At 66.3% G+C, this 26,447-nt stretch carries 26 protein-coding genes; 16 read left to right on the forward strand and 10 right to left on the reverse strand.

Going from position 1 to position 26,447, the window contains the following annotated elements:
• Positions 1-21: 21 nt before the first annotated feature.
• From BEMPMBAN_RS00445 to BEMPMBAN_RS00460, 4 genes are read left to right on the forward strand one after another with little or no spacing between them, the layout of a single operon-like run.
• Positions 22-477, forward strand: coding sequence for an SRPBCC family protein (locus BEMPMBAN_RS00445; RefSeq protein ID WP_159228460.1), 456 nt, complete (start codon positions 22-24; stop codon positions 475-477).
• A gap of 40 nt (positions 478-517) precedes the next feature.
• A complete protein-coding gene (locus tag BEMPMBAN_RS00450; RefSeq protein WP_159228461.1) occupies positions 518-1,828 on the forward strand; it encodes an amidohydrolase family protein in 1,311 nt (436 codons plus the stop codon).
• Positions 1,825-3,024, forward strand: a complete 1,200-nt coding sequence (locus tag BEMPMBAN_RS00455; RefSeq protein ID WP_159228462.1) for an acyl-CoA dehydrogenase family protein — start codon at positions 1,825-1,827, stop codon at positions 3,022-3,024. The genes BEMPMBAN_RS00450 and BEMPMBAN_RS00455 overlap by 4 nt, the downstream gene beginning before the upstream one ends.
• On the forward strand, positions 3,014-4,075 hold the full coding sequence (locus tag BEMPMBAN_RS00460; protein WP_159228463.1) for an acyl-CoA dehydrogenase family protein: 1,062 nt from the start codon (positions 3,014-3,016) through the stop codon (positions 4,073-4,075). The genes BEMPMBAN_RS00455 and BEMPMBAN_RS00460 overlap by 11 nt, the downstream gene beginning before the upstream one ends.
• 3 nt (positions 4,076-4,078) lie before the next feature.
• Here BEMPMBAN_RS00460 and BEMPMBAN_RS00465 read toward each other — a convergent pair whose 3' ends face one another.
• Positions 4,079-5,293 (reverse strand): cytochrome P450, encoded by a 1,215-nt coding sequence (locus BEMPMBAN_RS00465; protein ID WP_159228464.1) that lies wholly within the window; start codon positions 5,291-5,293, stop codon positions 4,079-4,081.
• An 87-nt stretch (positions 5,294-5,380) separates the two neighbouring features.
• Here BEMPMBAN_RS00465 and BEMPMBAN_RS00470 point away from each other — a divergent pair, with 87 nt between their 5' ends.
• From BEMPMBAN_RS00470 to BEMPMBAN_RS00480, 3 genes are read left to right on the forward strand one after another with little or no spacing between them, the layout of a single operon-like run.
• Entirely contained in the window at positions 5,381-7,474 is a 2,094-nt protein-coding gene (locus BEMPMBAN_RS00470; RefSeq protein WP_159228465.1) for a CoA transferase, read from the forward strand.
• A complete protein-coding gene (locus tag BEMPMBAN_RS00475; RefSeq protein ID WP_159228466.1) occupies positions 7,455-7,694 on the forward strand; it encodes a hypothetical protein in 240 nt (79 codons plus the stop codon). The genes BEMPMBAN_RS00470 and BEMPMBAN_RS00475 overlap by 20 nt, the downstream gene beginning before the upstream one ends.
• Positions 7,691-8,809 carry a thiolase family protein gene (locus BEMPMBAN_RS00480; protein ID WP_159228467.1) on the forward strand — a complete coding sequence of 373 codons (1,119 nt, stop codon included), beginning with the start codon at positions 7,691-7,693 and terminating at the stop codon, positions 8,807-8,809. Before BEMPMBAN_RS00475 ends, BEMPMBAN_RS00480 begins: the two co-directional genes overlap by 4 nt.
• Here the strand turns inward: BEMPMBAN_RS00480 and BEMPMBAN_RS00485 are convergent, their stop codons facing one another.
• The gene (locus BEMPMBAN_RS00485) at positions 8,810-10,042 is read right to left on the reverse strand and encodes a CaiB/BaiF CoA transferase family protein (protein ID WP_234897256.1); all 1,233 of its coding nucleotides are present in this window, start codon (positions 10,040-10,042) and stop codon (positions 8,810-8,812) included.
• 77 nt (positions 10,043-10,119) lie between these two features.
• On the opposite strand from BEMPMBAN_RS00485, the gene BEMPMBAN_RS00490 reads away from it, so the two are divergent.
• Genes BEMPMBAN_RS00490 through BEMPMBAN_RS00505 form a run of 4 tightly spaced genes read left to right on the forward strand, consistent with a single transcriptional unit; the run spans position 10,120 to position 14,248 of the window.
• On the forward strand, positions 10,120-11,343 hold the full coding sequence (locus tag BEMPMBAN_RS00490) for a CaiB/BaiF CoA transferase family protein (protein WP_159228468.1): 1,224 nt from the start codon (positions 10,120-10,122) through the stop codon (positions 11,341-11,343).
• A gap of 5 nt (positions 11,344-11,348) precedes the next feature.
• Positions 11,349-12,560 carry a CoA transferase gene (locus tag BEMPMBAN_RS00495; RefSeq protein ID WP_234897241.1) on the forward strand — a complete coding sequence of 404 codons (1,212 nt, stop codon included), beginning with the start codon at positions 11,349-11,351 and terminating at the stop codon, positions 12,558-12,560.
• Positions 12,560-13,003 (forward strand): VOC family protein, encoded by a 444-nt coding sequence (locus BEMPMBAN_RS00500; protein ID WP_234897242.1) that lies wholly within the window; start codon positions 12,560-12,562, stop codon positions 13,001-13,003. The genes BEMPMBAN_RS00495 and BEMPMBAN_RS00500 overlap by 1 nt, the downstream gene beginning before the upstream one ends.
• Before the next feature lie 51 nt (positions 13,004-13,054).
• Entirely contained in the window at positions 13,055-14,248 is a 1,194-nt protein-coding gene (locus BEMPMBAN_RS00505) for a cytochrome P450 (protein ID WP_159228470.1), read from the forward strand.
• 10 nt (positions 14,249-14,258) lie between these two features.
• Here BEMPMBAN_RS00505 and BEMPMBAN_RS00510 read toward each other — a convergent pair whose 3' ends face one another.
• Positions 14,259-15,053, reverse strand: a complete 795-nt coding sequence (locus tag BEMPMBAN_RS00510; protein WP_159228471.1) for an SDR family NAD(P)-dependent oxidoreductase — start codon at positions 15,051-15,053, stop codon at positions 14,259-14,261.
• A gap of 118 nt (positions 15,054-15,171) precedes the next feature.
• Here BEMPMBAN_RS00510 and BEMPMBAN_RS00515 point away from each other — a divergent pair, with 118 nt between their 5' ends.
• Together BEMPMBAN_RS00515 and BEMPMBAN_RS00520 are read left to right on the forward strand one after the other, a co-directional pair.
• The gene (locus tag BEMPMBAN_RS00515) at positions 15,172-16,218 is read left to right on the forward strand and encodes an acyl-CoA dehydrogenase family protein (protein ID WP_159228472.1); all 1,047 of its coding nucleotides are present in this window, start codon (positions 15,172-15,174) and stop codon (positions 16,216-16,218) included.
• Positions 16,219-16,226: 8 nt separating this feature from the next.
• Complete coding sequence (locus BEMPMBAN_RS00520) at positions 16,227-17,384, forward strand: acyl-CoA dehydrogenase family protein (RefSeq protein ID WP_159228473.1); 1,158 nt, start codon at positions 16,227-16,229, stop codon at positions 17,382-17,384.
• Here the strand turns inward: BEMPMBAN_RS00520 and BEMPMBAN_RS00525 are convergent.
• The gene (locus BEMPMBAN_RS00525) at positions 17,369-17,563 is read right to left on the reverse strand and encodes a hypothetical protein (protein WP_159228474.1); all 195 of its coding nucleotides are present in this window, start codon (positions 17,561-17,563) and stop codon (positions 17,369-17,371) included. The two genes, BEMPMBAN_RS00520 and BEMPMBAN_RS00525, sit on opposite strands and share 16 nt — an antisense overlap.
• A gap of 105 nt (positions 17,564-17,668) precedes the next feature.
• Here BEMPMBAN_RS00525 and BEMPMBAN_RS00530 point away from each other — a divergent pair, with 105 nt between their 5' ends.
• Complete coding sequence (locus BEMPMBAN_RS00530; RefSeq protein WP_159228475.1) at positions 17,669-18,973, forward strand: amidohydrolase family protein; 1,305 nt, start codon at positions 17,669-17,671, stop codon at positions 18,971-18,973.
• On the opposite strand, the gene BEMPMBAN_RS00535 is transcribed toward BEMPMBAN_RS00530, so the two are convergent.
• From BEMPMBAN_RS00535 to BEMPMBAN_RS00550, 4 genes are read right to left on the reverse strand one after another with little or no spacing between them, the layout of a single operon-like run.
• Complete coding sequence (locus tag BEMPMBAN_RS00535; RefSeq protein WP_234897243.1) at positions 18,970-19,908, reverse strand: SMP-30/gluconolactonase/LRE family protein; 939 nt, start codon at positions 19,906-19,908, stop codon at positions 18,970-18,972. The genes BEMPMBAN_RS00530 and BEMPMBAN_RS00535 overlap by 4 nt on opposite strands.
• Complete coding sequence (locus BEMPMBAN_RS00540) at positions 19,905-20,432, reverse strand: nuclear transport factor 2 family protein (protein WP_159228476.1); 528 nt, start codon at positions 20,430-20,432, stop codon at positions 19,905-19,907. Before BEMPMBAN_RS00540 ends, BEMPMBAN_RS00535 begins: the two co-directional genes overlap by 4 nt.
• On the reverse strand, positions 20,433-21,209 hold the full coding sequence (locus BEMPMBAN_RS00545) for an SDR family NAD(P)-dependent oxidoreductase (RefSeq protein ID WP_159228477.1): 777 nt from the start codon (positions 21,207-21,209) through the stop codon (positions 20,433-20,435).
• A gap of 5 nt (positions 21,210-21,214) precedes the next feature.
• A complete protein-coding gene (locus tag BEMPMBAN_RS00550; RefSeq protein WP_159228478.1) occupies positions 21,215-22,036 on the reverse strand; it encodes an SDR family oxidoreductase in 822 nt (273 codons plus the stop codon).
• Positions 22,037-22,178: 142 nt separating this feature from the next.
• Between BEMPMBAN_RS00550 and BEMPMBAN_RS00555 the strand changes: the two genes are divergently transcribed.
• Positions 22,179-23,507 carry a phosphotransferase gene (locus BEMPMBAN_RS00555; RefSeq protein ID WP_159228479.1) on the forward strand — a complete coding sequence of 443 codons (1,329 nt, stop codon included), beginning with the start codon at positions 22,179-22,181 and terminating at the stop codon, positions 23,505-23,507.
• A 19-nt stretch (positions 23,508-23,526) separates the two neighbouring features.
• On the opposite strand, the gene BEMPMBAN_RS00560 is transcribed toward BEMPMBAN_RS00555, so the two are convergent.
• Positions 23,527-24,327: an enoyl-CoA hydratase/isomerase family protein gene (locus BEMPMBAN_RS00560; RefSeq protein ID WP_234897244.1), complete on the reverse strand. Its 801-nt coding sequence runs from the start codon at positions 24,325-24,327 to the stop codon at positions 23,527-23,529.
• Entirely contained in the window at positions 24,324-25,520 is a 1,197-nt protein-coding gene (locus BEMPMBAN_RS00565; RefSeq protein ID WP_159228480.1) for a cytochrome P450, read from the reverse strand. The genes BEMPMBAN_RS00560 and BEMPMBAN_RS00565 overlap by 4 nt, the downstream gene beginning before the upstream one ends.
• A gap of 111 nt (positions 25,521-25,631) precedes the next feature.
• Here BEMPMBAN_RS00565 and BEMPMBAN_RS00570 point away from each other — a divergent pair, with 111 nt between their 5' ends.
• On the forward strand, positions 25,632-26,444 hold the full coding sequence (locus BEMPMBAN_RS00570) for an enoyl-CoA hydratase-related protein (RefSeq protein WP_159228481.1): 813 nt from the start codon (positions 25,632-25,634) through the stop codon (positions 26,442-26,444).
• Positions 26,445-26,447 lie beyond the last annotated feature (3 nt).

A 26,447-nucleotide genomic window follows, 5' to 3' on the forward strand; every position in this document is an offset into this window, starting at 1 on the left:
GTAAGGTGATAGCTTCCCATAATGCCGATCAGCGTCATCACCAAGGTCGTCGCGGCCCCCGCTGACGCCTTGTGGGCCATCCTCGCCGATTTCGGCGATGTCAGTTGGATCCCCATCGCCGGCCAGGTCGAAGTCATCGGGTCAGGCATCGGAATGCGGCGGTGCATCCACGGCAGCGGTCCCGTCCCCGTGGTCGAGAAGCTCACCGGACTCCAGCCGGAGAAGATGACCCTGAGCTACACGATCACGGACAACCCACTGCCCGTGAGCCGGTTCGAAGCGACCGTCACGGTGAACGAGGAGATCGGCGACGACGAGAGACCCTCCTTGTCGCGCATCGCATGGACCGTCGATTTCGACCCCGTCGGCGACTCCGAGGCCGATGCCCGAGCCGCCCGAGATGCCGTGGAGGCCGTCTACGAGATGATGGCGGGCTGGCTGACCGAAGCAGCAACCGACGACTGCAACCGCGACTGAACAGTAATACAAACTATGTACATACGTTTATGATGGTCGCATGATCGATCCCGACCGGCTCGTGCTCATCAGCGTCGACGACCACACCGTGGAACCGCCCGACATGTTCGAGGGTCGGGTGCCCGCTCGATTCGCCGACCAGGCACCCCGCATCGTCGAGACCGACGACGGGGTGTGCTTCTGGGAGTACGCAGGAGTGCCGCTGCCCAACATCGGCCTGAACGCCGTGGCGGGTCGGCCCAACGATGAGTGGGGCTTCGAACCCTCCAGCTTCACCGACATGCGTACCGGCTGCTATGACGTCGACGCCCGGGTAGCCGACATGAACGCCTCGGGCGTGCTGGCCTCGCTGTGCTTTCCGTCTTTTCCGACGATCTCCGGAGCCCTGTTCACCTTCCGCGGGGACCGCGACGTGTCCGAGGTGATGGTCCGCGCATACAACGACTGGCATGCCGAAGACTGGTGCGGGCGCCACCCCGACCGATTCATCCCGATGGGGATCCTGCCGTTGTGGGATCCGGCGCTGGCTGCACGCGAGATCGCCCGTCTCGACTCCATGGGCTGTCATTCGGTGACGATGCCCCAGCACATCGGCAACTACGGACAGCCGCCGTGGCAGGATCCACAGTGGGACGTGATGTGGGAAGCGGTGTGCGAACACGACACGGTGGTCAACATCCACATCGGCACTGGCGGCGGTGTACCGGTGCCCTCGGATCTGACCAGTTACCTCGCCTACAACTCGATGATTGCCTTCGACACCGTGCGTTTCACCTCCGACTTGCTGTTTTCTCGTGTGGTCACCACGTTCCCGACGATCAAGTTCGCGCTTTCGGAGGGCGGCATTGGATGGATCCCGTTCGCGCTGGAGAGGTATGAGGACCTGTACTCGCGTCAGCGGGCGTGGACCGGTGACGACCTGGGGGTCGGCGTCACGCCGACGGACGTCTTCCGCCGCAATTTCATCGCCTGCTTCATCCGGGACCGAGTCGGGGTCGAACTGCGCGACCGCATCGGCGTCGACTCGATCTGTTGGGAGATGGACTACCCGCACTCGGACAGCAGCTGGCCGGACGCCCCGGAACAGCTGGCCGCCCAACTGGAGGGCTGCACCCTCGATGAGGTCGAGAAGATCACCTGGCAGAACGCCGCCCGCACCTACCGGTACGACGGTGTCGAGCGGCTCGGCCGTGACCACTGCACGGTGTCGTCGCTGCGACAGCGCAACGCCGGCCTGGACTTGACGGCCCCCAAAGTCGATGCCGGCCGCGCCCCCAGGGCCGGCACCTCCGCCATCACCTACGGCGACATGCGGCAGCGGCTGGCCTCCGTGATGACGGGTGGAACGTGACCGACGCTGACTACGGCGTATCCCTGTCATTGCGCGATCGCGCTTTCCGCGACGAGGTCCGCGCGTTCCTGGATTCGGCACTGACCGCCGACACCCCGACCCAGACCCGGACCCGAGGTGAGAAGACGCGCCTGGAGCGGATGCGCTGGTGGCAGACCCGACTCCACGAGGCGCGCCTGGCCGCGATCTCCTGGCCGACCGAGTTCGGCGGCCGCAGCGCAACACCGGTCCAACAGTTGATCTTCAACGCCGAGATGGCTGCAGCGCGTGCACCGGAGCCGATCAACCGCAGCGCGATCAACCAGCTCGGCCCGACCATCATCCAGTGGGGCACCGACGAGCAACGCGCCCACTACCTCCCGCGCATCCTGTCGGCCGAGGATGTGTGGTGCCAGGGGTTCAGTGAACCCGATGCCGGCAGCGATCTGGCTTCATTGAAGACCCGAGCCACTATTGACGGCGACCACCTGGTAATCACCGGTCAGAAGGTGTGGACGTCGAAGGCCCAGTACGCCGACCGGATCTATCTGCTCGTCCGGACCGATACTCGCGCTGAGCCCCGCGACGGGATCAGTTATGTGCTGGCAGATCTCGCGACGCCTGGCATCGAAGTGCGCCCGGTACGCCAGATCACCGGAGCATCCGAGTTCAACGAGGTGTTCCTCGACGAGGCGCGGGTGCCACTTTCCAACGTGTTGGGGCCGTTGCACGGCGGGTGGCGGGTCGCGAAATCCACCCTCGGTTATGAGCGCGTGGGACAGAGCCGTACCCACCGGATCGAGCGCCGCCTCGACATCTTGGTCGGAATGGCCAAGCAGCCCAACGCACTGACCGAAAAAGCGTTCGCCGACGAATACGTCTCCGACCAGATGGTGCGCTTTGCCGCCCAGGTCGAGGCCTTGCGCCAGATCGCCGCACAGGCCACCGCGGCAGGCGTGCGCGGTATGAGCCCGGGCCCCGAAGCCTCGCTGGCCAAACTGCTCACCTCCGAACTCGATCAGGCCATGGCCAATTTCGGGCTCGACCTCTCCGGGCCTGCCGGAGTTCTTGAGGCCGGGTCGCCAGGCGCGGCGAAGAACGGCAACGTCGCGCAGAGTTACCTGTTGATGCGCGCGGCCACCTTCGGCGCCGGCACCTCGGAGATCCAGCGCAATGTCATCGCCGAGAGATTGCTAGGGCTGCCACGTGACCCCTGACGCCACTCCCTCCCTGACCGAGATCGCCGATAACGCCGCCCATCTCGCCGAGCTGCGCGATGCGGCGGACGACATCTTGCGCCACGCCTGGGCGGTCGAACGTACCCGGGCGCTGCTCGACGGCACCCGCCCCGCGTTCGATGGCCAACTATGGCGCACGATCTGCGAAGTGGGATGGCCCGATGTGCTCGTCGATGACGCCGACGGCGGTGGCGGAGGCAGCCTGCGGGAGCTCTGTGTCCTCGCCGAAGCAGCCGGTGCCGTGGCGCTGCCGGTGCCGCTTCCGGCGACGGCTGCCGCAAGCTGGTTGCAGCGGCGTTGCACCGACGGAATCACCCTGGTGCTCGACGATTCCGACCCCCGGCCCACCTTGTCGTCGGCGGGCCTCACGGGGTCCTGGGGATCGGTCCCCTACGGTGCGGTCGCCGACCGGCTGCTGATCCTCGCCGACCGCGACGGAGAGCCGGTACTAGGTGCCGTCGATCCCGCAGATCCAGGCGTCACGCGGCAGGCCCAACAGCCTCTTGATCATCAGCCCGCCGCCGCCATCGCCATCGACGGCGCAGCGTTCGAACAACTAGACGCTGAGCCGTCGGCCGCGCGGCGGTATCGCGAGGCCCTGTTCCGGGTCCGCATCGCCACGGTCGCCGAACTGATCGGAATCGCCGAGGCCGCGAACCGCGCCGCCGCCGACTACGCGAAGGTACGCGTCACCTTCGGCCGGCCGATCGGCAGCCGCCAAGCGATCAAACACCGCTTGGTCGACCAACGCGGTGTCATCGAGGTCGCGCGGGCGCTCGTGAACCGATCCGCCGACGCCTGCGAACAGCAGCATCCCGAGACCCCGGCGCTGGTTTCGCTGACGGCGTTCTGGGCGATCGACTCACTTCGGCGCGTTCCCGAAGGCGCCGTTCAGGTTTTCGGCGGTATCGCCTACACCTGGGAGCACGATGCGCACGTCTACCTGCGGCGCGCGGCGACGCTGGCCGCCCACCTGGGGGCACGCCACCGCCACCGCGAGACGGTCGCCGCCTGGCTGCAATCCCGCTGACGATCAGCGGTAGTCGAGGGTCACCGGCAATCTGTCATAGGTGTGCACCAGGGCCGACGGCCGCAAGGCCGCCGTCCCCGTCACATGGATGCCCTTGGCACGCTTGATCACCTCGTCGAGAACCAGGCGGGCTTCCCGGCGCGCCAGCGCAGCACCCATGCAGAAGTGTTCTCCGACGCCGAAGCCCAGGTGTCCTGACGCGTCGGAGCGAGTCACGTCGAAATCTTCGGCCGTCGGCCCCCAGTGGTCGACGTCGCGATTGGCGGATGCGTACGCCAGCAACAACCCATCACCTTCGCGAATGGTGACTCCCCGCACCTCGACATCGTGGGCGGCCTGGCGGGCCATGCTCATCACCGGGGTCCACCAGCGCAACACCTCTTCGACCGCATTGGTAGCCACATCAGGATCGGCGAACGCTTTCTGGGCCTGGTCGGGGTGCATGTCGAAACATGCCGCGATGCCTGCGATCAGGCTCTGGGTCGTCTCGCTGCCGGCCGCGAGCAGCGTCAGCGCGTAGGTCATCACCTGAATCTCGTTGAGCGGTTCGCCGTCGATCCGGACCTGCGACAACATCGACAGCAGATCATCCGTCGGGTTCTCCGCGCGCTCGGCGACCAACGCCATCAGGTACGGCGCCACCTCTCCGAAAATCAACTCCATGTCGCTGTCTTCGGCCACGCCGCTGCCGACGTTGGCGATCGTGGTGGCCCAACCGGCCACCTTCGACCAATCCGGCTCGGGCACCCCGAGCAGATACGCGAACACGTACACGGGGAAGGGTTCGGCGACACGTTCGACCCAGTCGAACTCACCGTCGGGCAACCCATCGAAGATCTGGCCGACCACCTGTCGGACGCGCTCCTCCAGTTTCGCCACCGCCGACGGGGTGAAGCGCACCCCGATCGCCTTGCGGTGGGCCCGGTGCTCCGGCGGATCCATGAACAGGATTCCTCGGTTCTGATACCCCTGCGGGTCCCGGCCTTCGCGGTGCGCGATCAGATCCATCATGATGCCGATTCGTTCCGAGGTGAACTTCTCCGGGCGGGCCGAGATCGCCTTGATGTCGTCATACTTCGTCACGACCCAGAACTTGCCCTCTTCGTACCAGTGCACGGGATCGGTCTCACGCAGCGCTCGGAACGTCGCGTTGGGATCTCCGAGGTAGAACTCGGCATCGTCGAACCGCACGTCGAAGCGCGCACCAGTCGTCGCCATACTATGAACAATAGAACAGACTGTGTGAATGTGTGAAGTCATGACACAGACTTATCAATCGGACGCATAATGTCCTATTGTTCCGGAATGGCCACCAGCGGCACGGCGGGGACGGCGATCTCGCCTCCCCCCACCTTCCTGACCGGGGTGCGGGTACGACAACTCGGCGACGGGGTCGCCGGCGCGGCCGCAGCGGCGCTGTTGGCCCGCCTCGGTGCCGAAGTCACGTCCACGGTCACTGACGCGCGGTCGCACCGCGCGGGCCCTTGGCTGCACACCCCGGACGGACCGGTCGCCGCTGTCGACCTGGTACTCAGACGGTGGACTCAGGGACCGGATAACCGCGATGCCGACGCCGACATCGTCATCGTCGACGGTGTCGAGGCCCCGACAGCGACACCGGGAGCGGTGGTCGTCGGCATCCGGCCGTTCGGGCTCGACGGACCGGACAGCCACCTTCCCGGCGGGGAACTGATCGCGCAGGCCAGCGGCGGACTGCTGGGCACCATCGAGGGCGCCGACGGAGCGCCCGTCCCGGCGCCGGGTTACGTCGCATCCAAGGCCGTCGGCGCGGTCGCCGCGCTGGCAGCCCTGCACGGGCTCGATCGCAGCAGGCGCACCGGCGACGCGGTCACCGTCGATGTATCAGCCCAGGAAGCGGTGATCTTCACCGCGGCGTTGCCCGAATGCGCACACCTTCTCTATCGCTGCCCTGGACGAGCGGGCAGCGGCCGGTACCTCGCACCGTCCGGCCTGTTCCCCTGCCGCGACGGACTAGTCCGCATCACCGCGGTCGAAAACCACCAGTGGACGGGCTTGCGAGCGGCTCTCGGTGAACCGGACTGGTCCGCAGGGTTGGACGAACGCGCGGCGCGCATCGAACATGCCGAGTTGATCAACGCCAAGGTATCGGAGTGGGCGGCTTCAAGGGACAAAGCCGACTGCGCGGCATTGCTCCAAGCCAATGGGGTGCCGTCGACACCGGTGAACGAACCCGGCGAACTTCTGGACTCGCCGCAACTCGCGTATCGGAATTCGTTGCTGCACTCTCATGTCGGCGACGACGATGTCACGTTCCTGGGCCCACCCTGGAGTCTCGAACCGGCGGGCCCGCCCACCGAGCGAACTCCCGGCCTCGCCGGGTTGCGTGTCGCAGAACTCACCCATGTGCTCGCCGGTCCCATCGTCGGCGCGCTACTGGGCGCCATGGGCGCCACCGTCGTCCGCCTGGAGGATCCGGACCGCCTCGACATCTACCGGCGCACCGGACCTTTCGCCGATGGCGTGGCGGGCACCGAACGCGGCGCCTACTATGCCGTGGCCAACCATTCCAAGCACAGTGTGCTGATCAACCCGGCGAGCGCCGCCGAGCACGTCGCCTCGATGTTGGCAGCCTCCGACGTGCTGATCGAGAACGTCGGCTCATCGCGGTTGCGCCGTTTGAAGGTCGACCCAGCGGCATTCGCCGAGTCCGGCCGGCTGGCCCTGCGCGTCTCGGGGTTCGGTTCGGCCGGGCCACTGGCCGGCTACCGCGTATACGCCAACAACGTCCAGTCCTACGGCGGACTCGCGGGCGTGTGCACCGACGCGTCCGGCCTTCCGGCACGCCTGGGCACTGTCCTGGCCGATCCGTTGTCCTCGGTCGTCGGCGCGGTAGCGATCGCCGCATGGGCGCTGGGACGTGCGCCCACGACGGGTGCAGTGCTGGACCTGTCGATGTCCGAGGTGGTCGCGTCAACCATTTCCGAGTTCGTCACGGCCGCCTCAGCACGTCCAGCCGACCCGCCCGTACGCGTGGTCCGCACCGTCCGGCGCACAACCGACGGGCGTTGGGTCGCTGTGGAATTGACCGACGCCCAATGTGACCAGGAGCGCGTCGAGATTGTCACGGCACTGATCGAGACCAATCGTGCCGACGATGCTGTCGGCAAACTGCGCGGGGCGGGGATCCTCACGGCCGTGGTCCGGCGCGCCGAGGAGCTGGTGGCCGACCCCCACCTCGAGGCCCGCGGATTCTTCCCCGAGATCGATCATCCCGATCCCGGTATCGGTCGCAGCCGGCTGGTCGGGCTGCCATGGCGATTCGCGGGCGAGGGACCCGTCCCGCTCGCACCTCCACCTGCACTGGGCAGTGCCAACACCCGCTACGAAAGGACATTGCGTGCCGACACCACCGCCTGACCGCACAGCGACCGTGTGGTCCTCGACATTCGTACCGTACGCGTCGCCCTACACCGACTACGGCCAGCAGGGTTACAGCGTGGCATGGGCGGATACCGCATCGGGTCGTCTGCAGGTGCTGGTCGACGGCGACCGCCCGGCGCCGGGCACGGTCGGGTGGCTGGTGACCTCGACACTCGACGGCGAGTCGGTCGACATGTTCGTGGCGGATCCCGCATGACGGGCGTGCGGATCTCCGGTGTCGGCGTCACCGAGTTCGGAAAGCACGCCGGCACACCGTTGGTCGATCTCGGTGTTGAGGCAGCACGAAACGCCTTGGCAGATGCAGATATCGACTATACCGACGTCGGCGAAGTGTTCACCGCCTCTGCGCTGGCCGCACCGCAGACCGGAATGAGAGTTGCGCTGGAACTTGGCCGCACCGGGATACCGGTGACAGCCATCGAGAGTGCTTCAGCCGGTGGCATGGTCGCGCTGCGCCATGCCGTCTGGGCCGTAGCCTCCGGACGCTGCAGGACGGCACTGGCGATCGGCTACGAGAAAACCACCGCACTGGAGCCCGGCGGCGTGGTGCCGGCGGCCGTGGGCTTCTGGGACCGGTTCCCGCCGCAGACGCACTACGCAATCGAGGCTGCGCGGTGGCTCCACGACGCCGGGTGCGGACCAGAGGCGATCGCGGCCGTCGCCGCGAAGTCACACAATCAGGCCCGACTGAACCCACTCGCGGCCCGACGACGAGACGCCCCGGTGACCGTCGAGGACGTGCTGTCCGCCCGTATGGTCGCCGACCCGCTGACCAAAATGATGTGCCACGCATCGGTGGACGGCGGCGCGGCGGTCGTTGTCACCGCGAATCCGGCGCCGCGCTCGGTGAGCGTGCTGGCCATCGAACAGACCAGTTGGCCCGCCGACCCGCAGTGGCCGCTGGTCGGACCCGTCGTCGGCCCACCCTCGCAATTGACGCTCACCGCGCGGCAGTCCTACGCCGCGGCCGGAATCGAGCCCTCCGAGATCGGTGTGGTCTCGCTGCACGACATGTGCGCCAGCGAGGAGATCACCGCGTTGATCGCGATGGGGCTGGTGGACTCGAGCCGGATGTCCGCCCTGATCGAAGCCGGCGGACTCGCCGGTGACGGCGAACTGCCGACCAACACCGACGGTGGCTGTATCGCCCGCGGCCACCCCATCGGTGCGACCGGACTCGCGCAAGCCGCCGAGATCGTCACTCAGCTGCGCGGCGAGGCCGGAGCGCGGCAGGTCGATGAGCCCCGAATCGGGCTCGTCCAGGCGGTCGGCGGCGGCGGATCGTGTGCGGCGGCGGTGCTGCGCGCATGATCACGCGATGGCGCCACTCTCCTTGAGCGCCATGACGCGGTCCCAGTCCCCACCCAGCTCGAGGATGAGTTCCTCGGTGTGGGAGCCGAATTCCGGCATCGGAGCCAGCTGGGCGGGGGTCTCGTCGTAGAGCACCGGACTGGCCACCAGGTCGTAGCTCTGACCGTCGTGTTCCACCGCGACGATGTTGCCGTTGGCCCGCACCTGCGGATCGGTGGCCACCTCCGCGGTGTTCTGCACCGGTGCCCACTGGCCGTCGAATCCGTCGAGCGCAGCGCGCCAGTGCTCCAGCGGTTGTGCGCCGATGGCTGCACGCAGCGCTTCGATGGCCGCCGGTGCATTGGCCGCGAGCGAGGCGTGGTCTGCGAAACGTTCGTCGGCAACGAGTTCGGCGACACCCACCCGCCGACAGAACTCTGCGAAATAGCGGAACCCCTGCAGCATGGACAGTCCGAGAAAGCGTCCGTCAGCGGTCCGGTAGAACCCGACCAGCGGGTTGTTGGGTGTGACATTGGCGCCGGCGGGATTGGTCTGCCACGGTTGGCCGCTCACCAGGGCGGCGTTGACCGCCACGCCCGATGCCCATACCCCGACCCCCAACAGCGAGATGTCCACGACTCGGGCATGTCCGGTACGTTCGCGCTCGAACAAGGCTGCCGCGACGCCCCCGGCGATCGTCAAGCCGCCGATCGAATCCCCGTATGCGGGTCCCGGTTGCGGCACCACGCCGTCCATGTCGCACGGCGTGGATCCCAGCGCTCCGCCCGCCCGACTCCAGAACCCGGTCATGTCGTAGCCGCCGGTTCCGGCGTCGGGACCAAGGGGGCCGTAGGCGCTGCCCCGGGCGTACACGATGTCGGGGTTGACCGCTCGCAGGTCCTCGACGTCGATGCGGAGCTTCTTACGCGCGTCGGGCAGGAAGTTGGTCAGGAAGACATCGCTCGAGCGCGCGATGTCCATCAGCAACTCGTGTCCATCCGGGGTCGACATGTCGATGGCGACCGAGCGTTTTCCGCGATTGGCGTGCTCCATGACCGGGTTGCGGTCTCCGTCGATCGTGATATGGCCCAGCTGCCGCAGACCGCGCTGCGAATCGCCGGTCTGCGGATGCTCGACCTTGATGACATCGGCACCCCAGTCCGCGAGCACCGCGCCTGCCGCGGGAACAAATGTCCACTGGGCGACTTCCAGCACCCGCACCCCGGTCATCGGTCCGCTCATCGGTCCGGTCATCATGGCCTCTCCCTGGTCACACCCACCCTGGCTTGAACAATAGAACACTATTTGTCTCTTTGCGATATGGTGGCCTGGTGACGGGCGCGTTGTCTCATCTTCGGGTGTGTGACCTCAGTGGGCAGCTGGCCGGCGCGGGCGCAACGAAGATCCTGGCGGCCTTCGGCGCCGAAGTCATCCGCGTCGAGGATCCGGTCACCCGGGGCCTCTGGGACGCGCTGCGCGGCGTCGGACCCTACGTCGACGATCGCCGAGGGGTCGATCTCGGCGCCGGCTTCAACAACCACAATGTCGGAAAGTACGGTGTCACCCTCAACCTGCGGGTCGACGAGGGTAAACAACTGCTGCGCGAACTGATCTCGGTCAGCGACGTGGTCTGTGAGAACTTCGCCGCGGGAGTGATGGAGAACCGGGGCTTCGGCTACGACGAACTGCGCCGGATCAAGCCCGACATCGTGTACGTCTCCAACTGCGGGTTCGGCCACACCGGGCCCTACCGCGACTTCAAGACGTGGGGCCCGATCGTGCAGGCCGTCAGTGGGCTGACGTTCACCTCCGGCCTACCCGACGAAGAGCCGGCGGGGTGGGGCTTCTCCTACATGGACCACGGATCGGCGTTCTACATGACCGTGGCCATCATGGCGGCCCTGCACCACCGCGACCGCACTGGACAGGGACAGCACGTCGACCTGGCCACGGTTCCCGCCGGCATGGCGATGCTGCCCACCGAGATCCTCGACTGGACCGTCAACGGGCGGCCCACCCGGGCCGGCGGCAACCGGGCAGACTTCGGGGAGTTCGCGCCCCACGGCATCTACCCCTGCCGCGGCGACGACCGATGGGTCGCCCTGTGCTGCCGCAACGACCGTGAGCTGGCCCTGCTGGCCAAGGTGCTCGACGAACCCTCACTGACAGCCGACCGATTCGCCACGCTGCCCAAGCGGTTGGCGGCAGCCGACGAACTCGACGGAATCATCGGCGGATGCACCGCAGCACGGGAGGCAGCGCCGCTCGCCCAGGACCTGATCAGTGAGGGAGTCCCGGCCAGCGTGGTCAAGAGTCCACCCGAGCGCATCGACGAGGACCCTGATCTGGCTCGAATGGGCTTGTTCCCCAATGTGACTCACCCCAAGATCGGGACGGTCCGCGTGGAGGGCATACCGATGACCTTCTCCGCGACCCCCTGGCAGATCGACTCGAGTGCTCCCGTGCTGGGTCAGCACAACCGCGAAGTCCTGGGCGGACTCCTCGGACACGACGACGCCACCATCGACGACTGGACGAAACGGGGTGTGATCTGAACACTTTGAACGACCTGCGGGTCATCGAGATCATCGATCAGCTCACCCCGGTGGCTGGACGGACACTGGCCGAGCTGGGTGCCGACGTCATCGTCGTGGAACCACAAGAGGGGTCCGCACACCGTCGCCGGCCACCGTTCGTCGACGACGAGCCCGGTGTCGATCGCAGCCTGCGGTGGTTCGGATTGAGCCTCGGAAAGCGAAGTGTCACCCTCGATCTCGACTCTGACGAAGGCCTGGACACCCTGCGGCGGCTGATTGCCGGTGCTGACATCGTGCTCGCCGGAGGCGATCGGGTGGCCGGAGGTGCACTCGGCTACAAAGAATGCGCGCGCACCCATGCCGGCCTGATTTGGGTCTCGGTCACCCCGTTCGGCCTCGGCAGCACCCGCGCCGCAGACCCGGTCACCGATCTGACGCTGCTCGCCGGCGCCGGGCCGCTGTGGAACTGCGGCTACGACGATCACTCCATCCCACCCATTCGGGGCGCCGGGGACCAGTCCGCCAACATCGGCGGGATGTACGCCGCGCTCGGAGCGCTCATCGCCCTCTCCCACCGGGACCACACCGGCTCTGGGCAACTCATCGACGTCAACGTCACGGCAGCGTGCAACGTGACGTGCGAGCAGACGACCTATTACTGGCTGGTCAAGAACGCCATGTGTTTCCGCCAGACCGGACGCCACGCCGCTCCGGTGCCGAGCGCGCCAGTCCAGGTGCGCTGTGCGGACGGGAACTATGCGACAACTGGAGTATTGCCACGCAAACCCGAGGAGTTCGCCCGCCTGCGCGCGTGGCTTGCCGACCTGGATCTGCTCGAAGAACTTCCTGAGGCCGTCTTCCTGGGAATGGCCGCCGAGCGGGACGCGCCGGTGGATATGGCTGCCATCGGTGCGGAGGATGAGACGACAGCCATCCTCAGCGCAGCCCGAGAAGCCATCCGGCTGATCGCTTCTCGACTGCCGGCCAAGGAGTTCTTCGTCACCAGTCAGCAGCGGGGCTTCCCGGCGGGAGCCGTCCTCGCCCCACACGAGGCATTCGACGACGAGCACACCGTTGCCCGTGGCATGCAGGTGCCGGTCGAGCACCCCGAGTTGGGCCGTACCGTGGTCTATCCCGGAACGCCGTACCTGTTCAGCGCCGACACCAGCGGACCGCCACCACGCGCACCGCTGTTGGGCGAGCACAATGCGCTGCTCGACGAACTGGCACCGTGATGTCCGGGCACCGCCTGACCCACATCGGACTTTGCGTACGCGACATCGAACGCGCTACCGAGTTCTACTGCTCGGCCTTGGGGTTCGAGAAGATCGGCGAGATGCACGTCGCCGACGAGGCCACCGCGCAACTACTCGACGTCGACGACCTGATCCTGGATCTGGTGTATCTGCACCGGGACGGCTTCCGGCTCGAGCTCATCGGTTATACCCGACCCGCCGTCACCGGCGACACCGAGCCCCGCGCGATGAATGCACTCGGATTCACTCACCTGTCGTTCCGGGTTGACGACATCGACTCCTTGGCCGCTGCGGTGGTCGAACACGGTGGTCGGCTGTTGAGCCAGCGCACCGTCAGCTTCGGCCCCAATCGGGCCATGATGCTAACCGACCCCGACGGAAACCTGTTGGAATTCATCGAGCGCACAGCCGGGACGGATTAGGCAATGAATCAGATTTCGTTTGATTGTTCCATCCGGTGATAAGGTTGGCGGGTGCCCGCGACCAGTGAGTTGATGTACTCGCCGTTCTCCAAGGCAGTCTTCGACGACCCCTATCCCGTGTACCGGCGCCTGCGCAATGAGGCGCCCGTTTACCGGGATCCCGAGCAGCGGTGGTGGGTGCTGTCCCGCTTCGACGACGTCACCAGCGCGCTGCGCGACTGGGAGACGTACTCCTCCAAACTCGGCCCCGCGCCGGAGAATCCCGACGACGACGGCCGCAAGTACTCGGTCATCTCGATGGACCCCCCGCGGCACGACCGCATTCGAGGCGTCCTGAAAGGATTCTTCACTCCGCGCGCCGTGGCCGCGATGGAGGGCGCACTCCAGGCGACCGTAGATCGCCACCTCGGCCAACTCCAGTCGGGGACCACCGTCGATGCGATGGAAGCGTTCGCCTTTCCGGTGCCCACCGATGTCATCGGCGACCTGCTCGGAGTGCCCCAAGCCGATCGTGAACAGCTGCGCGTCTGGTGGGAGGCATTTCTGACCCGCAACGAGGGCGAGGTCGCGATGCCGCCCGCCGCCATCGAAGCCAACCGCAAGATCAGCGCCTACATCGGAGAGCTCATCGAGCAGCGGCGCGCCACCCCCGGTGACGACCTGATCAGCATCGTGCTGCAAGCCACGTTCCACGATCCAGAGGTGAGCGCCGACCGAGCGCTGACCCCGCACGAGGTGCTGATGTTCTGCAACCTGCTGTCGGCCGCAGGCTCGGAGACGACGCAGAAGCTCATCTCCAACGGGCTGGTCGCGATGCATGACCACCCAGATCAGTGGCAACGAATCGTCAACGACCCGAGCCTGATTCCCACTGCGGTGAACGAGGCACTGCGTTACGACACTCCGAGCCACTGGGTGGCCCGTACCCTGACCCGCCCGGTCACGCTGCACGGCGTGGCGATGGAGGCCGGAGACTGGGTTCTGCTGCTACTGGGCAGCGCCAATCGGGACGAGCGCCGCTACCAGGACCCCGACCGCTTCCTCCTCGATCGACCGCGCGGCACCGATGTGTACTTCGGCTGGGGAATCCACATCTGCCTGGGCCAGTGGCTGGCACGCCGCGAGGCACAGATGGTGTTCGAGCACATCGCCAGGAGATTTCCGCGCTACACCATCGGGGCCCACGAGCGGACACTGACCGCGACCGTGCGTGGTTACACCCGGGTGGAGATGACGCTGAGGTGAGCCGGCCCGGTCAGCCGAACACCCCGGGCGACTTCGCATAGTCAACCGTCGACAGTTCGGTCATCCCACCGTCGACATGCAGCACCGTTCCGGTCACGAACGCGGAATCATCGCAGGCCAGGAAGGCCACCGCAGGGGCGATCTCGGTCTCCGGGTCGGCGCCGCGCCTCATCGGCGATGCTTCGGCGGTTCTGGTGTAGTTGTCCCATCCGGTCCCGATCATGTCGCGCTGGACGTCGGTCAATGCGAACGGACACAACGCATTCACCCGAATGCCGTGGGCCGCCCACTCATTTGCCGCCACCTTGGTCAGCGCACCGATGGCACCCTTGGCCGCCGAGTACGGACCGGTGTAGGCGATCCCGCCCAGGGCCGAGCCCGACACGAAATTGATCACCGACGCCTTGCCGGCAGCTTTGAGATAGGGGTACGCGAGCTGCATGAAACGGAATGTCGCCTTCGGTCCGGTCGCCTCGGAGAGTTCCCAGTCCTTGTCGGCGACCAGTTCGAGTGCCTTGGGCATCGCGAAGTACTGCGCGGCATTGACCAGCACGTGCAACGCGCCGTCGACCGCCGAAGCCTCGACAGCTCGCGCGATGTCCTCCCGCTTGGCCACGTTCGCCCGGACGAATCCGGCGCTGCCACCGTCGTTCTCGATCAGCTCAACGCACTCGGCGGCCTTCTCGTCGTTCAGATCGACGATCGTCACGGCGGCTCCCTCGGCTGCCAACCGGCGGGAAATGGCGCGACCCAGCCCCTGAGCGCCACCGGTGACCAGGGCCTTGCGACCGTCGAGGCGAGCCATGGGGATCCTCCTGAGGGATGTAACAGTTGAACACTGACCGTTCTATCATCCAGTATTGTGACAGAGCTTGCTCAATCGGTGTGCGGAAGGGGTATTCGATGCGCGTAGAGGGACCACCATGCACATCGGGTTGACCACCGAGCAGGAACTCCTCCGCGACACCGTGGCGCGACTCGCCGAGACCATGGCGACCACCGATCCAGACGACATCGCCGCCGGCGACCGCCTCGACACGCAGTGGCAACGCATCACCGAGCTCGGGTTGCCCACGCTACGTGCACCCGCGGCCTTCGGTCTCGAGCCCAGCGGCGTCGAGACCGCGGTCGCCCTTGAGCAACTCGCCCGCACACTGACCGCGGTTCCCGCACTCGGCCAGGCAGTCCTGGCGGTCGAACTGCTCCACGCCGCCGGCGCCGACAAGGAGATCGAACTGGTCGCCGACGGCCAGCTGCGGCTGGCGCCTGCGCTCACCGCGGACCTGTCCGACTTCGCACGTACCTGCGCCCTCAGTGTTGCGCTGGACGCCGCAGGAGCCACTCACGCGCTCGTCGCCGTCGCAGAAGGTGACGCCCGCACGTTGCTGTGCGCGCCGCTGCACGACCGCGCCGATGATGCCGGCCTCGACCTCACCCGCGCGATGCGGACGGTACGAGCCGGCGACGCCGACTCCGCGACACCGGTGGGCAACCCGATCGAGGCCGATCGTTGGACGCGCGTGCACGCCACAGCACTGACCGCCGTCGCCGCCGATCTGCTGGGGGTGATGCAGGGCGCGCTCGACGACGCGGTGCGCTACGCGGGCGAACGCATCCAGTTCGGCTCGGCGATCGGCAGCTTCCAGGCGGTTCAGCACCTGCTCGCCGATTCGTTGATCCGCGTGGAGGGGTCACGCAGCTGCGTGTGGCACGCAGCATGGGCAGTCGACCACTTGCCCGCCGACCAAGCCCTGCTCGCCGCGCGAACGGCCAAGGCCTACACCTCGGCCGCAGGTCGTGAGGTGGTGGAGACATCGATGCAGGTGCTCGGCGGTATTTCGATCACCTGGGAACACCCGGCACATCTGCGGCTACGCCGAATGCTGTTGGGGCGACGAGTTTTCGGTGATGAGTCCACCCACTACCCGGCTATCGCGGACATGCGGCTGGCCGACCCGACGCTGAGCTGACGAGGATCATGGACTTCACCGACACCGCCGAAGAGGCCGAGTTCCGCGACCGATTGCGCTCCTGGTTGGCCGAGCATGCCGCCGACGCGGTCGTGCCCGACGATCCGGGCGCACGCGCCGACGCCGCCAACGCCTGGCATCACACTCTCTACGACGCCGGTTATATCGGGCTGTCATTTCCCCAGGAGTACGGCGGCCACGGCCTGTCGCCGATCTACGAGGCGATTCTCAACGACGAACTCGGCAGGGCGGGCGCTCCACCGATCGAGGGAGTCGGCCATCTGTCGAATGCGTTGCGTCTGTTCGGTTCCGAGCAGCAACGTGCCGACCTGCTACCGGGCCTGCTGTCCGGCGCCGTGCGTTGGTGCCAGGGGTTCAGTGAGCCGGAGGCCGGATCAGACCTCGCCAGCCTCAAGACCAGGGCCGATGCCGTCGAAGACCAAGACCGTCCGGTGTTCCGTGTGAACGGGCGCAAGATCTGGACCAGTTTCGCCGCCGTGGCCGACTGGTGCTTCCTGCTGTGCCGCACCGAACCCGACGCTGCCAAGCACAGCGGAATCTCGGTGCTGTTGGTACCGATGTCGACGCCGTGCATCGAGGTGGCGCCGATCGTCAACGCCGCCCGCAACCGTGAGTTCGCCGAGGTGACCTTCACCGACGTGCTGGTGCCGGCCGAGAATCTATTGGGCGAGCGCGGTCAGGGCTGGTCGATCGCCAACCAGCTGCTGGCCTACGAGCGGGGCCCCAGCGACATCAACTGGATCAGCCGGCTGGCCGTCCAGCTGCGGGCGCTGGAGGCCGACGTGCGCTCCGGCCTCCTGCCGGATACTCCGTCAGCGCGTTCTCGGCTCGGCGAGGCCTACTGCGAGCTGCGCGCGCTGCAGGTCAAGGTGCAGCGTTCGTTGACCGAGCGCGTCGGCGGCGCCCTGCCGGGCGCCGAGGGCTCTGTCGACAAGCTCTTGATGGCCAGAGCCGATCAGACCTTCGGCCACACCATGATGGACCTTCGCGGCAGCGCGCCGGTGCTCGCCGAGGGGCTGGAATGGGATCTGTACGTGTGGTCGCGGGCTGCGGGAATCTACGGTGGGACAGCGCAGATTCAACGCAACATCGTCGCCCAGCGTGTCCTGGGCCTGCCCCGCAGCGCCTCTCAACGCTCCCGGTAGTGCTGCAGCGCCTCGCGCATGCCGGCTAGCCTGCGTTCCAGCAGATCATCGCTCTGGCCCGCCTCAATCTTCTTGGCGATCTCCGCTATCTCCGCTTCGAGCCGCTCGGCGGCCTCACTGCGTGTCAAAAGATCCTGGTCGGTCCAGTCATCCCGCGGGATGCGATCCCTTGGATCCATGGTCGCCCTTTCTTACCGCCCACGCTATAGTCAAATAAGCAGTCAGTGTTCATTTGTTCCGCTGGCTTTCGAGCCTAACAGCACACACCAGAGTAAGGATCGACGATGCCTCTGCAGCCCTCGATGAAGCTCCTGTCCGTCGATGACCACATGATCGAACCCCCGCACGTGTGGACCGACCGCCTGCCCAGGAAGTATCGGGAGGACGGCCCCCGCATCGTCGAGTTCCCCCGTGAGGGTAAACCGCCAATGCACCAATGGGTTTACGAAGGCCGCGCCTATCCCAACATCGGCCTCAACGCCGTGGCCGGGAAGTCGCCCGAGGAGTTCGGCGTCGAGCCGGTGCGTTATGACGACATGATCCCTGGCTGCTACGACCCGAAGGCACGGCTGGCCGACATGGACATCGACGGCGTCCACGCCATGCTCTGCTTTCCCTCCTTCCCGCGATTCTGCGGCACGGTGTTCCTGGAAGGCACGGACAAGGACCTGGCCCTGCTCGGCGTCCAAGCGTGGAACGACTTCTCGCTCGACGAATGGTGCGCCACCGACCCGGCGCGCTTCATCCCGATGATGATCAGCCCGTTGTGGGACACCTCGCTGATGGTGGCCGAGATCGAACGCAACGCGGCCAAGGGCTGCCGCGCCGTCGGGCTGCCCGACAACCCGATGAACCTCGGCCTGCCGAGCTTCCACACCCCGCACTGGGACCCGGTCTGGTCGGCCCTCGAAGAAACCAACATGACCGCGGTCATGCACTTCGGGTCGGGCGGGCTGCCGCCCTCGACAGCGTCCGAGGCGCCGTTCGCGGTGATGGTCACCCTGATGGGGACGACGTCGATGGCCGCTGCCATCGAGCTGGTCTTCTCCCCGGTGTTCCACAAACACCCGAATTTGAAGGTCGCGTTCTCCGAAGGCGGCATCGGGTGGATGCCCTACCTCGTCGAGCGAGCCGACTACGTCTGGCGCAAGCACAAGTACTACCAGAACATCCATCCGACGATCGCCCCCTCGGAACTGTTCAAGCGCAACATCACCGGCTGCTTCATCGAAGACGAGGTCGGCGTCTCGCTGCGCCACAAGATCGGTGTCGACAACATCACCTGGGAGTGCGACTACCCGCATTCCGATTCGTTCTGGCCCAAGAGCCGGGCACGGGCCGAGGAGATGCTGGCGAACGTCCCCGACGACGAGGCCGCCAAAATCGTCGAACTGAATGCCCGGCGCTGGTACGCCTTCCCCGAGGAGGGATTCAAGGCCTCGACAGCTGACAGCGGATGGCGTCCGAACAACGGTGCGCCGCCGGAGTATGACTACGACGCGGTGATGTCGGACCACGGTGGCATCGGCTACGGCGCCTTCATCGAGAACCTCGCCAACCAGATGGCGAACAAGGAGCAGAAGGACTAGGCACCGGGAGCACCGAGCGCCGATCGCCAATCGTCGACGGCCATCAGGCGCCCGGACGACGCGAGCGTGAGATAGAGCGTCGCCTCGTCGTCGCTGAGTGTCATGTTGGTGGTCATCGGATCGTCAAGCGGCAGCGCCCCGAGCAGCTGTCCGGAGGGCGCGAAAGCGGTGACTCCGCCTGCGCCCAACGTCGCCACCAGAATGGTGCCGTCGCGCGCGACGCACACGCCGTCCGCTCCGCCGATGTTCAGCGGACCGCCGCTGGGCACGGTCGCGAGTCCACGACCGCCGACGACGCACCCTGGGCCCGACAACGTGAATTCCCACACCCGGCGGGTGCGCGTCTCCGCAACATAGAGGCGGTCGCCATCCGGCGACAGCGCGACGCCGTTCGGCATCTCCAGCGGGTACACGATCTCCTCGAGACACCCGTCCGGCGTTCCGTACAACAGGCCCGTCACGGTACGACTTCGGCCGCGCGTGGTACCGCCGTCGGTCACATAGAAGCCGCCCTCGGAATCGACGCACAGATCACTGGGACGGACCAGAGGGGTGGGGCCGGAGCGAGCATCGAACTCCACTGCCAGCGTGTGCACCGACCCGTCGAGCTCGACGAGCTGAAGCTGCGGGGTCACGGGTTCGTCGGCCGCCCCGACCGGCCGGAACAGTTGCGCACAGCCGTCGAAGTCGTAGGGCCACCACCCGATACCGAATGTCGAGCCACCGTTCTGGCACACCACCAGCCGGCCGTCAGGTAGCAGCCCGACTCCGTTGGGCCCGCCGCCCGTGTCGGCGACCAGGTCGACGGCCCCGTCGGGCCGAACCCGAGAGATGCGTCCGGCCGCCATCTCGGAGAGCAGGACCGAGCCGTCGGGACATGCGATCGGGCTTTCCGGGAATGCGAGGCCCGCTGCCACACAACGCACGTCAGTCACCGGACCGACCGCCACCAGGCAGCGAACTCGGGATCGGCGAGCGGGATGTCACCGACGCCGACCTGGCCCTGAGGCCAGTTCGCGGCGGGCTGGGAAAGAGGTGACTGGTCGTGCGAGGTGCCGTACCACAGCCTGTGCCGGCGATGCGCGAACAGCCATCGCCCGCTGAGCTTTTCATACCGATCCTCGTACTTGATCAGCTGCTCGAGAAAACCGTCCTCGCGGGTCTGGGCGTAGCAGTGTGCCCAGACCTGCCCGGACCCGTGGGTATCGTCCTGCAGATCGATGAGGTGGTTGGCCACCAGCATCACCGCGAACAGGCTTCCCGCCAGGCTGTCGGTCATCAACCGGCGCAGTCCGTCAGGCCCCTGGCCGTACTTACCGAAACGGGCGTGTGGAGAGAACAGCTCGGCCATCGCGTCGACGTCTCGCGCCTCCACTGCGGCGGCGTAGCGGATCGGCAACGATCGGATCTCGTCGCGGGCCAGTAGCGCCTCGATCGGATCGACCTCGGTGGCGGACACTCATCCACCCGTCACGTTGATGTCCTGGCCGGTGATGGCCGAAGCCGCATCAGAGGCAAGCCACAGGGACACTTCGGCGACCTCATCGGGCTGCACCAACCGGCCCAGCTTGTTGAGCGCAGCGAGTCGACTGCGCAACTCCCCCGGGTCAAGGCCGTCCTCGGCTGCGCGGCGGGCCACGTAGGAGTCGAAGAGCTCACCGGCAACGCTACCGACGACCACGGTGTTGACCCGAACTCCGCTGGTGCCGAGCTCGAGTGCCAACGTCTGCGCCAGCGCACTCAGACCGAGCTTGGCAGCCGCATAGTGCGCCTTCTTCGGCTGCACCACACGCGCTGCCGCTGACGACACGAACTGTAGATTGCCGCTACCCGCCGGAATCATCGCTTGGCTCAGCGCTTCCCGTGCCAGCACCATAGGCGCGAAGAGATTTGTCGCGAACACGTTCTGCCAGTTGGCGACAGTGGCGTCGCTGACGCGTTGGTCGATGCCGGGCACCGCCGCGTTGTTGACCAGCACGTCGAGCCTGTCCCATCGTTGCATGATGGCACCGATGACTTCGTGGCACAGCGACTCCTCGCGGATGTCGGCCACATGCACCGACGCGGCACCGCCCTCCTCGGCGATGACGCCGGCCGTGACCGCAAGTTCGTCAGACCGCCTCGCGACCAGGGCGACGTTCGCCCCGCGCGCGGCGTATCGTCGTGCCAGCACACGCCCGATTCCCCCACTGGCCCCGGTGATGACGACGACTTGACCGGTGAAATCGGAACTCACGGCCGCTACCCGTCCAGCAGCATTTTGGCCATGGGGGTACCCGCGGGAAACACCTCGGTGATTCCGGCGCTCAGATAGCCGGAATCGGTGACCATCGTGATGCCGCTGACCACACTGGCCGCGGCACTGCACAGGAACAGCAGCGGGTAGGCCTGCTCCAGTGGCGTCGCCGCATCAACACCCACCTTTGCGCGGTAGTCGGCGCCGAAATCCAGCCAAAGTTCCGCATTGGCCTGAGCCAAGGGGGTATCGGTAGGTCCGGGGCAGATCGCGTTGACGCGGATGCCCTCGGACACCAGACTCATCGCCTCCCGCGCCACGTATGCGCACACCGCCTGCTTGGTGAACATGTAGTGGGCACAGCCGTTGTCGACCGTCCATGCGGCCGCTGTCTCAAAGTCGGCGACGTCGAGGAACTCGTTGAGCTGCACCATGTTCGAGCGCCAGGCCAACCCGGCCGCTGAAGAAATGAATCCGATCGCCGACCCTCGCGGCAGCATGGCGCTGTCTCGTAGGCGATCGATGAGGTAGCGGTGTCCGATGAAGTTGATCCGCTCGATGCCGGGACCGTCGGCAACGCCGGCGCACGCGAACAACGCGTCCAGTGTGCCACCGCATTCGGCGACCGCTGCATCGATGCTGGCTTTGTCGGCCAGGTTCAGCCCGATGGCCGTCACGCCCGGAAGATCACATGTCGCGTAGTCCATCACCACGACCTCGGCTCCCGCGTCGAGGGCCAACCGTGCCGTGGCGTTGCCCATCCCGGTAGCGCCACCGACGACGAGCACACGCTTGCCTTGGTAGGAAAAAGCGTCGAACAGACTCAAGGCGCCTCCTGGAGCAGGTCACGAGGCCGGCGTGGCCCCAACGCTCATACAAGAGTACACATAGTGTTCTAGTGTTAAATAGCAAATTGGTTGAGCCCGATTGGTCGGCGCAGACCAGCACTATTGTCTGGAGGCAGGGCCCGTGAAAGACTCCGTCGTCGAAAGCTGGGTCTCGATCAACATCGGTCCGGTTCGTACCATCGAACGCCAACAGCGTTGGCGACCAGCGTGGTTCGTCACGGCGGACCGCGACGGTCAGGAAATCCGCCTCTACGTGCGGGGCGATCGCGAGGGGTTCGGCTTCGCAACTGTCTCAGCCGAAGCGACAGTCCTGCGTGTGATGAAAGCGCATGGCATCGCGGTCCCGCACATCTACGGCGAGATCCCAGAAGCGTCAGCGGTCGTGATGGACTGGCTGCCTGGCGAGCCCAACCCCTGCAGCGCCGACGAGGCCGAGCAGGTTCACGCTGTGATGGACGACTACGTCGATGCTCTGGTGCGTGCCCACGACATCGATCCGGCGGCATTTGCCGCCGCCGGCCTGGAGATCCCGACCGGCCCCGACGCGGTCGCCCTCGGCTACTTCGAGACGTTCGTGACGCGCTACCGCGAGTTCAAGCAGCGCCCGGAGCCCTTGCTGGAGTTCGCCATCGGCTGGCTGCGGCGCCACGTGCCGACGCACCGGTCCACCCCGAGTTTCGTGTTGGGCGATACCGGGCAATTCATGTACGCCGACCGCCGGATCACCGGACTGATCGACGTCGAGCTCGCCCACATCGGCGACGTCTCCCACGACCTCGCGGGCCTTCGACTACGCAACGTGACCGAACCGATGGGCGATCTGGGTCGTCTTCTACGAACATACGAAGACCGCTCAGGGGAACCGCTGGACCGCGCGGCGATCGAGTTCCACACCGCCAAGTTCGCGCTGTGCACCCCGCTGGGAGTTGCGATAGTCCTGCACCTCGACCTGCCCTTGCCCGACATCGTCCAGTACATCGAATGGTTTCATCTGCTGTCGTTGCACACGATCGAATCCATCGCGCGGCAGGCCGACGTTGCCTTGTCGACGGTCTCGCTCCCCGACCCGGTACCGACGCCCTATCCCGGGGCCATCGCCGGTCTGCCGTCCATGATCGAGTCGCTGGACGTGCCCACCGGCATCGCCGAGTACCAGCGGCAGTCTGTCGCGACCGTGGCCCGGTTGTCTCACCGGGCCAGCACATACGCCCACGCCATCGACGCCGCGGACCTCGATGACCTCGAGGAACTACTCGGGGCACGCCCCGCCGACCGGGCAGTCGGCGATCAGGCCCTGGAGCGATTCGTGCTGACGGCCGGGCCCGCACAGGATGCCGCTCTGATCGTGCTGCTCCATCGCCGAGTAATGCGTCAACTCCTGCTCATCGAACCGATGCTGACCGGAGGGCGAATCGGGCACGTCACTCCCTTGAGCGGCCTGCTGGGCTGATCGCCTGCACGCCCGAAGGTCACCGCCCTTTGAACAGCGGGTCTCGCTTCTCGGTGAAGGCGGCGACGCCCTCGGCGACGTCGTCGGTGCCGGCGACCTGTTCGACCAACAGCGCCTCGGTACCGAACGCCGTAGCCCTGTCGACGTCGAGGGCCTGGTTGAGCATCATCTTGGCTGCGGCCAGCGCGCGAGTCGGCCCGTCGGCCAGACGCTGCGCCCAATCGCCGGCCAGCGCGTCCAACTGCTCGCGGTCGGCGACGAGTTCGTTGACCAGACCGACGCGATGCGCATCGACGGCCGACAGTTGCTCACCGAAGAGAATCAGCTGCTTGGCGACGTTGAACGGAACCTTGCGGGTCAGCAGGTAAGCCGCACCGCCGTCGGGAGCCAGTCCACGGCGGACGAACAACTCGATCAGTGCGGCGCTCCGCACGGCGATGACCAGATCGCAGGCCAGCACCATACTGGCACCGACACCGGCCGCGGTGCCGTTGAGCGCACAGATCACCGGTTTCTCGCAGTCGAGCAGGGCAGCCACCACGGCCTGCGACCCGGTGCGCAGGATTCTCGCCGCATCTCCGGCGGCGCGGTCCTGGCTGGGCCGCATGTTGGGGTCACGCAGATTGGGCCCGGTGCAGAAGTGCCGCTCCCCGGCGGCGGTGAACACCACCGAGCGGACCTGGGGGTCACTGGACGCCGAGGTCAGTTGGTCGATCAGGTCCCGCTGCATCGCGCGGGTCACCGAGTTCCCGACCTCCGGCCGGTCGAGCACCAGCCAGCGCACCGCACCCTCGGTGCGCACCGTCAGCCCGGTGCTCACAACGTGATGGGGACGCTGGCCGGACCCCGGACGGAGTTGGTGTGGACGTAGGACACGTTCTGCTCATCGACATCCCACTCCGGGAATCTCTTGAGCGTCTCCTCCAGCGCCACCCTGGCCTCCAATCGAGCCAGCGCTGCTCCGAGGCAGAAGTGCGCGCCGTGCCCGAAACTGATGTGCCGGATGCCCGTTCGTGTCACGTCGAAGGTGTCGGGACGCTCGTACTGGCGCTCGTCGCGACCGGCCGAGCCCGTCAGCAACGCCACCTTCGACCCCGCCGGGATGGTGATGCCGTGATAGGTGGACTCCCGAAGACTGAAGCGCCCCTGCACCGGAGACGGGGCGTCGTAGCGCAACAGCTCCTCGACGGCGCCGCCGATGAGCCCCGGATCCTCGACCAGTTTGGCCCGCTGGTCAGGGTTGCGCGCAAGCGTCAGCGCCGCCCAACCGAGCAGACGGGCCACCGTCTCGTTTCCGGCGACATTGATCATCGCGATGAACACCAGCAGCTCTCCGTCATCCAACTGTCGTGGATCCACGCCGGGAACGACGAGGTCGGAGGCCATCAGATCGCTGACGACATCGGTAGTGTGAAGCTGGCGGCGCTGCACGATCTGATCCCGGTAGTAGGCGAACAAGTTCGCCGAGGCCTCGTCCCCGGCCGCGGTGCGTTCCGGATTGCCTTCATCGCGGTGCACCTGAGCGTCCGACCATTCGCGCAGATTGTCGTGATCCTCCTCGGGGAACCCCAGCAGCGAGCTGATCACCATCACGGGCAGCTTCGCCGAGAAGTCCGCGACGTAGTCGAAGCCCCCGGTCCCGACATACCGATCGAGGTACGCCCGACTCAGCCGCCGGACATAGTCCTCGAGCTGGGCGATCCTACTGCGAAAGAAGGTGCGGTTGACCATCTTCCGCAGCGTCGTGTGATCGGGAGGATCCATCATGATCATCGCCTTGGGCGGACCCCACGGGTCGGCGGTGATCATGTCGAGGGTGATGCCGTGCTCGGAGGAGAAGGTCTCGGTGTCCAGCGATGCGTTCATCACGTCGTCGAACCGGCTCAACGCGTAAAAGTCGTACTCGTCGTTGTAGTACACCGGCGCTTCGTCACGCATACGCTTCCATACCGAGTAGGGCTCGGCGTGCAAGGTGCGGTCGAACGGATCCCAGCGCAGGTCCATCGTCGTCATGTCACCCTCCTCCTACTAAACACTATTACACAATCTGTTTAATTGCACTATCATTCGCTATCATTCAGTATCGTTCAGGGGCCACAGCGCCCAAATCGAGGAGGCCCGCAGGTGGAAACGCGAGAGTTGGACCACGTCATCTACGAAAAGGACGGGCCGATCGCGCGCATCATCCTGAACAACCCGGACCGCGCCAACGCGCAGACCTCCGAGATGGTGCACAGCGTCAACGAAGCACTCGACGACGCGCAGTACGACTACGGCATCAAAGTCGTGATCATCAAGGCCAATGGCAAGGGATTCTGCTCGGGCCACATCCCGGACGGTAGCTATCCGGAGTTCAAGGCCGAGCTCGACGCCTCAGGCAAGGTGTGGCGTTCAGCCGCCCAGCTGTTCCTCTGGCCGGTGCTCAAGCTGTGGGAATTTCCCAAGCCGGTGATCTCCCAGGTCCACGGCTACGCCATCGGCGGCGGAACGACATGGGCATTGATTCCCGAGCTCACCGTGTGCTCCGATGACGCCTGGTTCCAGATGCCGCTGGTTCCGGGGTTCGGCCTGCCCGGTTCGGAGACGATGTTCGAACCGTGGGTGTTCATGAACTACAAGCGGGCCGCCGAGTACCTGTACACCGCGCAGAAGATCACTGCCGCAGAGGCGCTCGAGTTCGGGCTGGTGAATCGGGTGGTGCCGCGAGATGAGCTCGAAGCCACCGTCGAGGAACTCGCCGCGAAGATCGCCAAGGCCCCGCTGATCACTTTGCAGGCCACCAAGGCCGGCATCTTGCGCGCCTGGGAGAACATGGGCTTCCGGACCCACCAACAGGCCAGCAATGACCTGCAGGCCGTGGTGACCGGGTCGAAGGAGTTCCAGGACTACGTGGTCGAGCTGATGAAGAAGGCGGCCAAGCCGGCTGATCGGATATAGGCA

The sequence above is a fragment of the Mycolicibacterium austroafricanum genome (genome assembly GCF_902705885.1).
Classification (GTDB): domain Bacteria; phylum Actinomycetota; class Actinomycetes; order Mycobacteriales; family Mycobacteriaceae; genus Mycobacterium; species Mycobacterium vanbaalenii_A.